Origin of the sequence: Yersinia sp. 2466 StPb PI, assembly GCF_041538325.1 — a bacterium.
GTDB classification, from domain to species: Bacteria; Pseudomonadota; Gammaproteobacteria; order Enterobacterales; family Enterobacteriaceae; genus Yersinia; species Yersinia enterocolitica_E.
The window spans coordinates 4,158,675-4,172,585 of sequence record NZ_JAULSL010000001.1 but is presented as its reverse complement, the minus strand read 5'-3'; the positions used below and the strand labels follow the sequence as shown (position 1 = coordinate 4,172,585).

The window sequence follows — 13,911 nt, the reverse complement described above, 5'->3', positions numbered from 1 at the left end:
GAACTCAGTTGTCAGACCCGAAAACATCCGGGTCTGGCCCGAGGCGTTTATTGCTGTCTAACTTCGAAATTGCCGTCAGTTCATCTTTATGCAATTTAAAATCAAACACTTCAAAGTTTTCCTTGATACGCGCCGGTGTTACCGATTTCGGGATAACGATCAACCCACAATCGAGATGCCAGCGGATCACGACCTGTGCAGGTGTTTTATTGTATTTTTGCGCTAACTGGCGAATAACGGTTTGATCGAAAACGCCCTCACCACCTTGGGCCAGCGGGCTCCAGGATTCGGTTGCAATATGATGGGTGGCATTCCACGAATGGAGCTGGCGCTGCTGTAGCAGTGGATGTAGCTCAATCTGATTGACGGTTGGCGCCACACCCGTTTCATCAATCAGCCGTTGCAGATGAGGAATCTGGAAGTTACAGACACCAATGCTGCGAATTAAACCTTGTTCTTTCAATTTGATCAGTTCACGCCAGGCACTAACGTAGTGATCCTGTGTTGGGTTGGGCCAATGGATCAGATAGAGATCGACATAATCGAGCTGAAGTTTGCTCAGGCTCTCTTCTAGTGCTTTTTTCGGATCCTGCTGGCTGTCATTCCACAGTTTAGTGGTAATAAATAGCTCATCACGAGCCACACCCGCCGCCTTCAGTGCCGAGCCGACACCCTGTTCATTTTTATAAATTGCCGCAGTATCGACAGAGCGATAGCCCACCTCGAGTGCTTTGCTGACAGCAAGCTGTGTTTCTTCAATCGTTGCTTGCCAAACGCCAAGGCCAAGTTGTGGCATCAGGTTGCCATCGTGCAATTTGATAATGGGTTGTGTTGCCATGTCTATCTCCTTCGCTGACTGATTGGGCTGTGTTTGCCCTGTTTACCCGTAATGTAAGTTTAGTCGTGATCATTCTATTTATGATCTTGCTAGCGATTAATCATGTGTGAGAAGTATCAAAATGTGCACAGATCTATCGGCGATCTGCCACTGAGAGATGAACAGCAAAATGCGTGGTAATAAGCTAAAGCCTAGCAGTTAATAACGATAGCACCCTTTTAACGGTAAGTGAAAAGAGTAAGTAGATGTTGAACAGAAGGCATCCTGTTCAACGATGCCTTCTGTGTTGAAAACTGTAAACTGGGCTGATGCTATTATTAGACCGCAGCTTCGTAGATACGTTTACTATCAGCTAAAGTGATATCACTGTGTTCGCCAAGCTGAGTCATACCGTGCTCTTCCAGTTTTTTAATCAAATCAGGAATAGAACTGCCATCCAGTTTGTAGGCCGACAGGCGAGTAGCAACGCCCATGCTTTCAAAGAAATGACGGGTAGCTTCAATTGCGGCATCGATGCGGTGCTCTTCGCTACCGTCACGTAGGCCCCAGACACGCTCCGCGTATTGCAGCAGTTTGGCGCGCTTTTGTTGCTTCTTCGCCACTAACAGAGCGGGCAGTACTACCGCCAGCGTCTGAGCATGGTCCAGACCATGGCGGGCGGTCAGTTCGTGGCCTAACATGTGTGTCGCCCAGTCTTGTGGCACACCGGCCCCAATCAGGCCGTTTAATGCCATAGTGGCACTCCACATAATATTGGCGCGCACATTGTAGTTTTCTGGCTCCGCCAATGCTTTCGGACCTTCCTCAATCAGGGTTAACAACAGCCCTTCAGCAAAGCGATCCTGCACTTTTGCATCAACCGGGTAAGTCAGATATTGCTCAATGGTATGTACAAAAGCATCGACAACACCGTTCGCGACTTGGCGCGGTGGCAAAGTATAAGTGACAACCGGGTCCAGCACGGCAAACAGTGGCTGGACAAAGGGTGAGAAGAAGTGCTGCTTATCACCAGTTTCACGGCGGCTGATAACTGCGCCATTGTTAGCTTCAGAACCGGTAGCAGGCAGAGTCAGCACTGAACCCATTGGCAGTGCTTCTTTAATATCGCTGCCAGTGGTTTGCAGAATATGCCATGGTTCTTGTGGGTAATTGACGGCAGCGGCGATGAATTTGGTGCCATCTAATACTGATCCCCCTCCCACCGCTAGCAGGAAGTCGATTTTCTCTGCCCGGCAAAGCGCAACAGCTTTCATCAGGGTTTCATAGGTTGGATTCGGCTCAATACCGCCAAACTCCAGGAAATCAAAGCCTTTCAGTGCCTGATGGACTTGATCCAGCACACCATTTTGTTTGATGCTGCCGCCGCCATAGGTAATCAAGATGCGGGCATCAGCAGGAATTTCTTTACTCAATTGTGCTATTTGACCAGTACCGAACAGCACTTTAGTGGGGGTATGGAGGGTAAAGTTTTGCATTATTTGTCTTCCAGCTTATGGGTGATGAACAATTATGGTAATCAAAACGCGACGTATTAGCCGGTGATGCAATGATTGTTTATTGCCGTACCATTGGCAGCCATTGTCGGCAACTTAGCGCGATACCTCAATGCACATTTCTGCCTTGCTCTTGCCTATTTCTCCAAAGCACTGTAGAAAATGCGGTAAATATTGCACAATTTATATCTGATCGTTTTAGTTGCTAGATTATCTCAGATAACTCCAGTAAGTGAGAGTATATGGTTGAGGTTAATGATATTCAGGTACAGATGGCCGAAAAAATTACACGTTTGGCTAAGGGGAATGGCTTAACGCCCTCTGCTGTGCCACGGGTGAAAATTTTGTACTCCACAGTGCACCAGCCGCGCACTCCGGTAATGTACACCCCCAGTGTAGTCATCATATTCCAAGGGCACAAAGTGGGTTATCTGGGCAGTAAAGTGTTTCAGTATGATCCGAAAAATTACCTTATTCTGACGGTTCCACTGCCGTTTGAATGTGAAACTTTTGCCAGCCCTGAAATACCTCTGGCGGGAATATCGATTCATATAGACAGCCAGATGCTACAGGATCTGCTGATAGATATCGGTGATGATGAGCTGGATAAACCGTTCGGTAATACCTCTGGCGTCAATTCATCGGCGCTGACCGAAGAGATGCTGTGTGCCACCGAGCGCTTATTGGATGTGATGTCCAATCCCCGTGATGCCAGAGTGCTCGGCCCACAAATTGTGCGGGAAATTCTCTACTATGTACTGTGTGGTCAATGCGGAGGAGCCTTGCAGGCGCTGGTTAACCGCCATGGGCACTTTAATCAAATTACCAAAACCTTGCGGCGTATTGAAAATCAATTTGCAGATAATCTGAATGTTGAGCAATTAGCGGCAGATGTGAACATGAGTGTTTCGGCGTTTCATCATAACTTCAAAGCCGTCACTAACACCTCGCCACTGCAATATCTCAAATCTTACCGGTTGCATCGCGCACGAATGATGATGTTGCACGATGGGCTAAAAGCCAGTACCGCAGCCAACAAAGTAGGGTATGAGAGTGCTTCACAGTTCAGCCGTGAGTTTAAACGCTATTTTGGTCTCACACCCAGTGAAGAGGTCGCTAAACTGCGGACTAACTGATTTTACGGCCCAGCGAATAATGGCAATAAAAAACGGCGCAGTGAGCGCCGTTTAACTGCTTGAGTCACGAGGCAAACACAGGGTTACTCAGTGACACTTTTACGTTTACACCACACCAACACCAGTGTGCCGACCAAACCAATCAGCAACAACACTATTGGTAAAATCATCAGTGCTGTCATCACCTGGTTTTCATAGTGCTTAACGAATGGGATATGACTTAGCGCGAAACCTAACCCAACGACACTCCCCACCCATAGCAGCCCGCTTAACCAATTAAAGAACTGAAAACGTGCACTGTTCAGGCCAGAAATACCCGCCAGCGTTGGCAGTAAAGTCCGTACAAAAGCGAGAAAACGGCCAATTATCAGGGCCGCCAAACCATGGCGTACAAACAGAGTATGGGCGCGTTGCCGATAATGAACCGGTAGCTGTAACAGCCACCTTTTAACTATTTTAGTATCGCCTAACCACAGCCCTTGCAGGTAACTGAGCCAACAACCCAAGCTGGCAGCAGTGGTTAAAATTATCATGGTCGGTAAGAACCCCATGACTCCCTTGGCAATTAATGCACCCGCCAATAGCAACAAACTATCACCGGGGAGGAAAGAAGCCGGTAGCAAACCGTTTTCTAAAAATAGGGTGGTAAAGAGAATGCCGTAAATGACCCAAATCACATTCGGATCGGCAAGTTTACTAAAATCCTGCTGCCATAAGGCATGAAGGATTTCGCGTAATACATCCATTTCTGTTCCTGTTTGCCTAGCGTGTGAGGATATTGTTGTAAGGACTGGTCTAGTGTATCCGTAATGGCGCGGATCCACATTGATCTTATCCTCAATAATCGAATTTTTGAGGGATATATACGTGTCGATGAGACTATTTGTGTAAGAGAGGATTAATGCGCGGATATTGTTACCGCGCATTAACAAATCAATCGTTCAGAAACCCTTACTGCACTGTTTTGATGCGCTCAAATCCTGCGGCCAAATCGTCCTGCAAATCTTGTACATTCTCCAGACCAATATGCAGACGAAACAGTGTGCCTTTTATCCCGTCCCCTTCATACTGACGAATGGCACGGATATTCTCCGGTTGATAACCCAGAATCAAGGATTCAAAACCGCCCCATGAAAAGGCCATACTGAAGTGGGTGAAATGGTCGAGATAAGCCTCTAACTGTTGCTGACTTAACTCTTCTTTTAATTCAAAAGAGAACAAGCCATTACAGCCAGTGAAGTCTCGTTTATAGAATTCATGGCCTTTGCAGCTTGGCAGGGCAGGGTGATAGACAGTGGCAACTTCCGGGCGCTGAGCCAGCCAGTTAGCAATTTCAATACTGCTTTTCTCGTGTTGTTTTAAACGCACGCCCAGTGTGCGCAATCCACGGCTAGCAAGATAAGCTGTGTCAGCATCAACCATTTGCCCCATCAGATAAGAGTCTTCCCGCAGTTGCTCCCAACAACGCGCGTTGGCAACGGCAATCCCCAGCATCGCATCAGAATGACCAATGATGTATTTAGTTCCTGATTGGATAGAGATATCAATACCAAAATCCAGTGCTTTAAACAGCACACCCGCAGCCCAGGTGTTATCCATCATAATAATGATGTCTGGTGAAACGGCCCGGATGGCTTGTACCATTGCCGGAATATCTTGTACTTCCATGGTGATGGAGCCGGGTGACTCAAGGAATACCACTTTGGTTTTTGGGGTAATTAATGAGTCGATCCCGGCACCTATCATCGGATCAAAATAGGTCGTGGTGATATTCATGCGTGATAAAATTTTATCGCAAAAACTTTGGGCCGGCTCATAAGCAGAACCGGTCATTAGCACATGGTCACCCGTTGCGACAAATGACAAAATTGCGTTGCTGATAGCCGCGGCACCGCAAGGATAAAGGACGCAACCTGCGCCACCTTCCAGCTCTGTCATCGCCTCTTGCAGCGAGAAGTGAGTCAGGGTGCCTCGGCGGCCATAGAATAATTCGCCTTTTCCCCGATTGATAGTGGCATGCTTCTTCGCTTTTACCGAGTCGAAAACCAGCGATGAAGCTCGCTGGATCACCGTATTCACTGAGCCTTGAGTAAATCGTTTACTTCTGCCCGCACTGACTAAGGCTGTTTCCAGTTTTTCTGTCGTTTCTTTGTTTGCAGACATGATCGTGTCGTCACCTTTATATAGGATATGCTGTAGTTCCAGAGCCAGCATTCATTTTAGAGATATATTCCTTACGTTAGCATGATGATTGTTATGTGGGGGCAGCTTTCACCATGAAAAAAACTAAAGAGAGTGACGCGCTGTTTTCTGACGGTTTGTAATGGAGAAATTCTGTGTAAGTGGCAAAACAAGGGATTTATTAAGGAGTCTTGGTGAGAGTTCTTTAGTTCAATCAATCACTTCTTATCTTTATATCTAATGTTATCGGCATGGAATAATTAAGGTCGCTATCATTTCTATTAATTTACATAATTGTTTCAATCAGAATAATTCTCTTTCATTCTTAAAAAATCGTCTCAAATACTAATGATAATTACTATCAATTCCCGATTTGTTTGATATGATCGGCACCTGATTTCGTCCTTAAATTGATATGCATATTGGGTGGAGGCACAGCGTGAAAATAGCTGGCAAAGAGATTAAAGATAAATCATTCGTGCAAGGCCGGATGATAGCAGGCGTAATGGCATTATTGCTGGTGGCCGGTTTGGCAGGTCATGCACAGGCCGCGCCAGGCAACAGCAGTGCAGTCGCTGCATCTGTTGCTACACCAACAACTGCAACGTCAACCCCACTACCTACACCGGAAATCACACCGGTCGCTGCAAATGCACAAGCTGTTGCACCTGCAAACCCAGCACCTATGGTCCAGCCTCTGGCGGCACCTGTGCCACAAGGGTTGGCAATGGACTTATCTGTCTGGGGCATGTATCAGCATGCAGACGTCGTCGTTAAAGGGGTGATGATTGGTCTGGTGTTAGCCTCAATCGTAACCTGGACTATTTTGTTCTCCAAAGGTACTGAATTATTCCGTGCTCGCCGCCGTTTGCAGCAAGAACATGAAGTTATCGGGGCTGTGACTGATATGGATACCGCGTCTGAGCGGGCGGAGGCTTTTAGCACCGATAGCATTAGTGCCTTACTGCTACGAGAAGCGCAAAACGAGCGCCTATTGTCGACAGAATCCAATGATAACAATGGCATTAAAGAGCGTACGGCTTTCCGGTTGGAACGCCGTGTAGCAGCCATTGGTCGCCAAATGGGTAAAGGCAATGGATTCCTGGCTACTATCGGTGCAATCTCACCGTTTGTCGGGTTGTTTGGCACCGTGTGGGGCATTATGAACAGCTTTATTGGTATTGCTCATTCGCAAACCACCAATCTGGCTGTTGTTGCACCGGGTATCGCAGAAGCCTTGCTGGCAACGGCGTTAGGTCTGGTCGCAGCAATCCCTGCGGTAGTTATCTACAATATATTTGCTCGCTTAATTGGTAGTTACCGTGCACAGGTGGGTGACGTTGCCGCCCAAGTATTGCTGCTATTAAGCCGCGATCTTGATCTGGCGAGCAGCGCTGAGGCAAAGTCATCTAAGCATCCTCACCAATTGCGTGCGGGGTGATTTATGGCCATGCGTATGAATGACAATCTTGATGAAAGCGGTGAATTACACGAAATCAACGTGACACCCTTTATCGATGTAATGTTGGTACTGCTGATAATCTTTATGGTGGCAGCACCATTGGCAACAGTCGATATTAAAGTGGATTTACCAGCGTCTTCAGCGGTACCACAGCCGCGGCCGGAAAAACCGGTATTCCTGACAGTTAAAGCCGATAATCAGCTTTATGTCGGTGACCAGCAGGTTGACCGCGACACTCTGGCCGCGGCGTTGGATAAAATGACGCAATCCAATAAAGAAACCACTATCTTCTTCCAGGCGGATAAAGTGGTGGATTATGAAACTCTGATGAGCGTGATGGATGCGCTACGCAAATCAGGTTATCTCAAGGTTGGCTTAGTCGGTATGGAAGCGGGCATGGCAAAATAGCCTGTAACACAGGCGCGGTTACGGTTGCCGCGCCTGACATTAATCTTTCGGCGTATTACGGCCCACTTCACTGGTATCTACCGCCCCCAACGCTTGTAGAAGGTCGCCTTCCAGTTCATGAGTATTTTGTGCTTCGTAGTAATTCTCCTCACCTACGCACTCTTTCCAATCGATATATCTTGGCGAACGGGTGTTATATAAAGGTTTATATCCAATAGCGATGAAAACCATGGTGATCCCATTCTCTTTTATTTTTTTGCACATACCTTTTTTGATAAGGCTTTGTGTGACATAAAAACCTTTATTTTCTTTATGTGCACTTTCAAAGCTATCATTACCATCAGAAAGAATTATCATCAGCTTTTTATTGGTGTTAGAGCTGATTTCATTAAATAAATTATTAGCAGATAATATCCCTGAACTTATTAGTGTACCGCCTAAAGGGGACATATTAATCATATCATCGATAATCTCATTACTATCATGTTCATTTAATGAATAGGAGTTTGCTCGATTTAAACAAACGTAGCTATTGAATATGTCATCAACTGGAAAGTTAATTGCTTTCGGTGGTATCACTGCGCTGTCGCGTGGTATTGAGTTTATCGTTGCAACGTAATCAATACTCTCTCCTATTATTTCAAGTTGATATAATTGTTGGAGGATCTTTTGTGAGCGGGAAAGGAATGTATAAGCAGACTCTGCATCCTCAATATTTAATTCATCAATTTTATTTTTAGTGTCATTATATATCTCGCTGGTTACTTTCCCATATGCGATATGGTCAATATTTTCTAATCCCTCCAATCCAGGGAATTTTTTTAACCCAGATAATGTATATTTACGAAGGTAATCACCATTTGGGCTATGTTGCTTTGGCACAAAAGGTAAATGGCAATACTCCTTCGTTTGTGCACCGTTCCCAATACGTTGTTTAGTCCCCCATGAAAATGGTATAAACCCTATGGTATGTATATTCTCATTTTTTAATATGTTATTATTGAGGCGGTTAAATATGTCTCTCAACGCATCTATTTTTTTTGGCTCGGATTCATTATGATTAAAATGATCATCCATTGAACCAGAGTAATCTGCGACAAATACTACATCTATATTCTCTATCGGTGCACTGATTATATTTTTTCTTGCTGCTCCTCTATCTGTTGCATTTATCATCGCACTAAAATTGGTTACTGGATTGTTAGTTAAAAATCTAGCCAAGTAGCTCATGTTGATCTCAGCCGCATACTCAATTCTGCCATTATTATTGATTATATCTATAGTCGGTGTTGAAAATATTTCTGCTGGCAGATAAGCATGAGCATAAGAACTCACTATGGCTTCATTCTGCGCTATTTGAGTTAAACTCGGAGTACTATGGTTATTTTCTACTGTCAGTGCTAATGTTGCTTGCTCCATTGCATCTGAGAGTTTGGCTTTTTTCTGTAAAAAATGAGTGAGCTCAAAAGAAAAAAATATTAGCCCAATAACCAAGGGCAAAAATATAATAAAGGGAAATAAGATAGCCCCTTGCTCATTCTTTATCAATGGCACCAATAGTCGTACTTTAATGTGAGTAAATCTATTTTTTATCATAAATAGCCTTTTTTATAAATAAGTTCATCCTCGCTAGGATTAACGCTCGATAGTTACCGCTGATGACCTTAATATAGGGATGGGTTCTATCTGGCTAAACAACGCTTGATACCCTGTGGGGGCAGGTAAACATAAGGTTACCTGGTACAGTGGCACCCATCGGCCACGATTACTGTAAGGTGATAAATCGGCCATTTCACGCAATGACCTAATGGGGTGACAAGTACCGACGATAAACTCTTCACTCTTAGTATCATTAATAATCTTATTACCAGGTGCTGCCGATTCAGCGGGATTAAAATGTAATGTTTCAACTGTTATCGCGAAATTATCACTGAATATACCCGAAGTTAATAGCATATTGCTCGCCAGAGTTGTTAAATCATTAACATTATTTTGAGTTAGTATTTCATCATCAGAATATAACCTGTTCCTTTCCCGAATTATTCCGGCAAGCGAATATGATATCCGGTCTAGTTTACCTACGGTTGATTGATATTCAGTCACTGAAATAAATAGTTTTATTAATAGCATTATTATGAAAATGACAAATGAAAACTCAATAATAGCTGAACCATTATTATTTCCAATAAAGTCTATGTTATTTATTTTCTTGTACAAAAATCACCTCGCGAGATAGTTGGATATTAGCCCAGCGTGAGGGGATAGGAAAAAAAAGAGGTTGATAGATGTAAGTTACTGTGTATTTGGCCAGTGGCGACGTTTCTGAGCCTGAATATATCTGACTACTGAGGTCAGATATACTATTGCTAAATTCTACAGTAGTATTAATCGCATTATTATTTGTTATGACAACACCTAAAATACCATTCTGAGCATTTAAACTTTGCCTCAATATGGCACTATTACTGCCCTCTCTATTCTTAGTCGATTTTACCGCTTCTGAAACCGCCAGATCTAAACTGGCAGAGATATAGAGCAAACGGCCTATCTCTGCACAAGAGAGTAACGTCAATAAAAATAGAACAAAGACTACCGTAAAATCAATAGTGACCGACCCCTCATTCGAACGGGAGAATTGCTCTCTTATTTTACTCATTTACGCACCTTTATCACTTAATCTCTCTTGCTGAAGGCTCTGAACTTGACTTAGGGCGAGTATTAACTCATCCGGGTCTTTAGCCATTTTTTCAGCAATAATGATTTTTTTTGCATAGGTTGTATCACCGAGTTGAATCAGTGAAAAGACCAGGTTATGTAACCTTAACGAGTTTTTTTTACCCGACAAATAATCAGGTAATAATATTCTCACTGCATCGCTATAACGGTTATCAAGCATTGCTACTACAGCAAGATTATTCATTGCCGTCCCATCAGAAATAAATAAGGCTCGCGACTTTTCAATAGCCACTTCTGCTTTATGCACTTCACCACTATTAGCCAATACAATGCCGTGTAAGTTGTGAGCTTCTGCATTATTAGGAGAAATAGTTAATAATTTATTTATAACTGTTATAGCATTTGTCGAGTCATTATTGTTAATCAAGTTTTTGGCTTGCAAAATATATACAGGCTCACTCGGTTTGTTAATCATCGGTTGTAAATAATATAAAGATGACTTTGTGTCGCCGGTAAGATAGTAGGCGTTAGCCAGTTTTAATCTTATCGCATCATCTTCTTTTTGTTTTAATCTGGTTCGGTATAAAGTGACCAATCCGGCATGATTATTTGCCTTTAGCAAGATACTCTCACGATATAGAAACTCTTTATTACTTATGCCACTATTCGTGGAGCAACCACTTATCATAAAAATTAAAAGTGAAACGGTAATAGTTTTTTTACATTGTTTGTACATATTTGAGTAACTCCAAAACGCTAGGTGATATAACTAACACAACAAAAGGAATAAGAATAAAAAGAAACATAGGGAAAGTCAGTTTTGTTGATAGCTTACTGTTTTTTTCTTCTGTGATTAACAATTGCATTTCTCTCATATCTTGAGAGAGTTTTATTAGTTGTTCATAAACGGTTGAGCCGAAACTGATGCTATATTGTAATGCACTGCAAAACATTTTTATTTCTGTTTCGGTTGATAGTTGTTGAAATTCTTTAATCGCACTCTCTAGCCCATTAATTTCTGCGCGCTTAGTTATTTTTTCTACGATTAAACTTAAATCGATATTTATTAATTTGAATCTTTTAGCCGTATAGCTTAGTGCGCTATCTATAGTCATTCCTGATTGGACACAGGCAGCGGTAATATCGATAAAAAAGGGTAGCGAATTTAACATTTTTTTTATTTTTTTATTCACAATATTTCTGGTAATAACTTTTGGTAGATATATAGTTGTTATCAGCATAAGCAAACAAATCATAAGGAAACTCATGCTACTAGTCGCTATGAAACTAGTTTTTACCAATATAATCATCACTATCAGAAATAGCGAAATAATCAATATCTTTAAATAAGTCACCTTATGAAGTATATAAGGTAATTTTATAAAAGAAGATAGCGCTATTTCTTTTTTATTTTTTGACTTTTTTATTTCACGTTTAGAGGATAAAATATGGTCATTGTTAATTTTATTATATATTTCTTTCTTATTGTATTTTTTCTTGCTAATGAGTAATGAGATAAAACCAAATAGTACCATGGCAATAAAAATTATATTCATAGTGCTTTCCTAAGCATTGACCTTATCAGTGCTATCCCAATTATCTCGCTGGAGATAATATAATAAAAAATAATCCTACCAGTAGGATGGTTCCACATTGACTCAATAATCGTTGGATCCATAAAGTAAAGAAAAAGAGAGAATACAAAAGGTATGATAGAGAGAATATTTACTGACATCCGTGTTTGTGCCGTCATAACGGCTTTCTTCTGTTCGGATGTTTTGCTTTTTGTGATCACTTGGGACAAACGACTGGTCAGTTCTCTTAATTGCCCACCTTGTTGCAAGTTAAGCAAAATGATGGTGATAAGAAAGTAAAACTCGGGGTAACGAAAGCGTTGATAGGCATCATAAAAAACAGTTTCAGGAGACTCACCTACATTCAATCGGCGGCAAATAAGGCTTAATTCATTCCCTAATGGCCCACCTACCTCTTTCCCACAACGTTCTAATACTTGGTTAATGCTGGCACCGCTACTGGCAGCCATATTAATCATCAACAAAACCTCTGGGAAATCTCTTTTAAATAGCGTGTGATTATTTTTACGCGAAAAGTGTATTTGAAAAAATATGATACTGAACAAAATAAATGTCAATACCACCAGAGTATTTATCCCAACCCATGTTTTATTTATAATGTAAATGCATATTGCATAACCGATAGGTATGGCTATATGCATTTTATTTTTGTTTATATCAATGCTTAATAAATAGTTCACCCATTCATTGGCTGTTTTTTTTAGTAATGACGTAAGGAAAAAATCATTGGTAGTGGTTTTTTTTGGGTTTTTAATTATGGTCTTCTTTATTTTTATCCATTTTAAGTTAATGAGTAAAAGTAATAGAATCCCAGATAAAAGTATTATGTTGTAAATCATTATTTCACCGTGGAAAAAATACTACTTAGTTCATTTGATAAGCTGTATATATCAGCATTCACCCTCACAGCAGATCGGCTGAATAAACCATGATTAATAAATTCTCCTTGGATTTTTCCCTGTTCGTCACGCTCTTTGGACGGTTCAAATGAGAATATGTTTTGTAATACGACATTGTCCCCCTCCATTCCCATAATTTCACTAATATGGCGTACCTTTCGTGAACCATCATTCATGCGTGAAACTTGCACAATAAGATTGATGGCGGAGGCAATATTTCGGCGAATAGTAAATATGGGCATATTAACTGGACCCATCATGATCATGCTTTCGAGTCGGGCAATAGCATCGCGGGGAGAATTAGCATGTAAGGTGGACATAGAGCCATTATGGCCGGTATTCATTGCCTGAAGCATTTCAAATGTTTCCTCACCACGGCACTCCCCGATAATGATCCTGTCGGGGCGCATACGCAGTGAGTTTATTACTAAGTCCCGCATCGTGATTTGCCCAGTATTCTCTAGCCCGGCGAGTCGTGTCTCCATCCGTACCACATGGGGCTGTTCAAGATTTAACTCGGCAGCATCTTCTAAGGTGATAACTCTTTCGTTTTCAGAAATATATTTTGATAATGCGTTGAGCAGTGTTGTTTTTCCTGAACCTGTGCCACCAGAGATAATAATATTGACCCGGCAACTGGCTGCAATTATCAAGAAATTAGCCATATCACTGCTCATAGCACCCATATTAACCAGATCTTCTAGTTTTCGTTTGTTGGTACTGAATTTTCGAATTGAAAGTGCTGTGCCATCCAATGTGATTGGACCGATTGCCACATTGATTCGGCTACCATCAATTAGGCGTGCATCTGCTAACGGTCTACCTTCATCAATACGGCGATTGACTCTTTGCATCAGGCGTTTGGCAATATCAGTCAGTTGACTGTTATTAATAAAACGGCGGTTGGTTAAGGTTAGCAACCCATAACGTTCAACAAATATCTTTTCAGGGCCATTGACCATAATATCGCTAATAGACTCATCTTCCATCAGTTCTCTTAACGGGCCAAAACCGGTAATCTCATCGGCGATCGTTGCAATAATATCTTTTTGCTGCTGAGTATTTAATCTATATTCATTGTCATTAAATAAATCATCGTAGGTTTGTGAAAGTAAACCAAAAAGTTTGTCATAATCATCAACCAGATGTTCTACTTTATCGATATCAATGTTAGCCAGCATTTTTTCTCGTATTTCTTCTTGGATGATTAATGATATGTTCAT

At 42.0% G+C, this 13,911-nt stretch carries 14 protein-coding genes; 3 read left to right on the top strand and 11 right to left on the bottom strand.

Annotated elements, in window-relative coordinates; all coding sequences use genetic code 11:
* Positions 1 to 4: 4 nt before the first annotated feature.
* Together dkgA and yqhD are read right to left on the bottom strand one after the other, a co-directional pair.
* Positions 5 to 838, bottom strand: a complete 834-nt coding sequence (gene dkgA, locus Q2T72_RS18870; RefSeq protein ID WP_083162407.1) for a 2,5-didehydrogluconate reductase DkgA — start codon at positions 836 to 838, stop codon at positions 5 to 7.
* 317 nt (positions 839 to 1,155) lie between these two features.
* Entirely contained in the window at positions 1,156 to 2,313 is a 1,158-nt protein-coding gene (yqhD, locus tag Q2T72_RS18865) for an alcohol dehydrogenase (RefSeq protein ID WP_083162409.1), read from the bottom strand.
* Positions 2,314 to 2,573: 260 nt separating this feature from the next.
* Between yqhD and Q2T72_RS18860 the strand changes: the two genes are divergently transcribed.
* Positions 2,574 to 3,467, top strand: a complete 894-nt coding sequence (locus Q2T72_RS18860; RefSeq protein WP_083162411.1) for an AraC family transcriptional regulator — start codon at positions 2,574 to 2,576, stop codon at positions 3,465 to 3,467.
* An 83-nt stretch (positions 3,468 to 3,550) separates the two neighbouring features.
* Here the strand turns inward: Q2T72_RS18860 and Q2T72_RS18855 are convergent, their stop codons facing one another.
* Both Q2T72_RS18855 and metC read right to left on the bottom strand, forming a co-directional pair.
* Positions 3,551 to 4,213, bottom strand: coding sequence for a DedA family protein (locus Q2T72_RS18855; protein ID WP_083162413.1), 663 nt, complete (start codon positions 4,211 to 4,213; stop codon positions 3,551 to 3,553).
* A gap of 205 nt (positions 4,214 to 4,418) precedes the next feature.
* Positions 4,419 to 5,630, bottom strand: coding sequence for a cystathionine beta-lyase (metC, locus tag Q2T72_RS18850; RefSeq protein ID WP_083164051.1), 1,212 nt, complete (start codon positions 5,628 to 5,630; stop codon positions 4,419 to 4,421).
* Positions 5,631 to 6,087: 457 nt separating this feature from the next.
* Here metC and exbB point away from each other — a divergent pair, with 457 nt between their 5' ends.
* On the top strand, positions 6,088 to 7,089 hold the full coding sequence (gene exbB, locus Q2T72_RS18845) for a tol-pal system-associated acyl-CoA thioesterase (protein WP_083162415.1): 1,002 nt from the start codon (positions 6,088 to 6,090) through the stop codon (positions 7,087 to 7,089).
* Between the two features lie 3 nt (positions 7,090 to 7,092).
* Positions 7,093 to 7,518, top strand: a complete 426-nt coding sequence (gene exbD / locus Q2T72_RS18840) for a TonB system transport protein ExbD (RefSeq protein ID WP_083162417.1) — start codon at positions 7,093 to 7,095, stop codon at positions 7,516 to 7,518.
* 39 nt (positions 7,519 to 7,557) lie between these two features.
* On the opposite strand, the gene Q2T72_RS18835 is transcribed toward exbD, so the two are convergent.
* The 7 genes from Q2T72_RS18835 to Q2T72_RS18805 are packed head-to-tail and all read right to left on the bottom strand — an operon-like array spanning position 7,558 to position 13,911.
* Complete coding sequence (locus Q2T72_RS18835) at positions 7,558 to 9,114, bottom strand: pilus assembly protein (RefSeq protein ID WP_372569673.1); 1,557 nt, start codon at positions 9,112 to 9,114, stop codon at positions 7,558 to 7,560.
* A 39-nt stretch (positions 9,115 to 9,153) separates the two neighbouring features.
* Positions 9,154 to 9,735, bottom strand: a complete 582-nt coding sequence (tadF, locus tag Q2T72_RS18830) for a tight adherence pilus pseudopilin TadF (RefSeq protein WP_372569672.1) — start codon at positions 9,733 to 9,735, stop codon at positions 9,154 to 9,156.
* Positions 9,716 to 10,174, bottom strand: a complete 459-nt coding sequence (locus Q2T72_RS18825; protein ID WP_372569671.1) for a TadE/TadG family type IV pilus assembly protein — start codon at positions 10,172 to 10,174, stop codon at positions 9,716 to 9,718. Before Q2T72_RS18825 ends, tadF begins: the two co-directional genes overlap by 20 nt.
* A complete protein-coding gene (locus Q2T72_RS18820; RefSeq protein WP_193784771.1) occupies positions 10,175 to 10,930 on the bottom strand; it encodes a tetratricopeptide repeat protein in 756 nt (251 codons plus the stop codon). It abuts the gene before it with no gap.
* Positions 10,914 to 11,750 (bottom strand): type II secretion system F family protein, encoded by an 837-nt coding sequence (locus tag Q2T72_RS18815; protein ID WP_372569670.1) that lies wholly within the window; start codon positions 11,748 to 11,750, stop codon positions 10,914 to 10,916. Before Q2T72_RS18815 ends, Q2T72_RS18820 begins: the two co-directional genes overlap by 17 nt.
* A complete protein-coding gene (locus Q2T72_RS18810; protein ID WP_083162423.1) occupies positions 11,747 to 12,628 on the bottom strand; it encodes a type II secretion system F family protein in 882 nt (293 codons plus the stop codon). Before Q2T72_RS18810 ends, Q2T72_RS18815 begins: the two co-directional genes overlap by 4 nt.
* Positions 12,628 to 13,911 (bottom strand): CpaF family protein, encoded by a 1,284-nt coding sequence (locus Q2T72_RS18805; RefSeq protein WP_372569669.1) that lies wholly within the window; start codon positions 13,909 to 13,911, stop codon positions 12,628 to 12,630. The genes Q2T72_RS18810 and Q2T72_RS18805 overlap by 1 nt, the downstream gene beginning before the upstream one ends.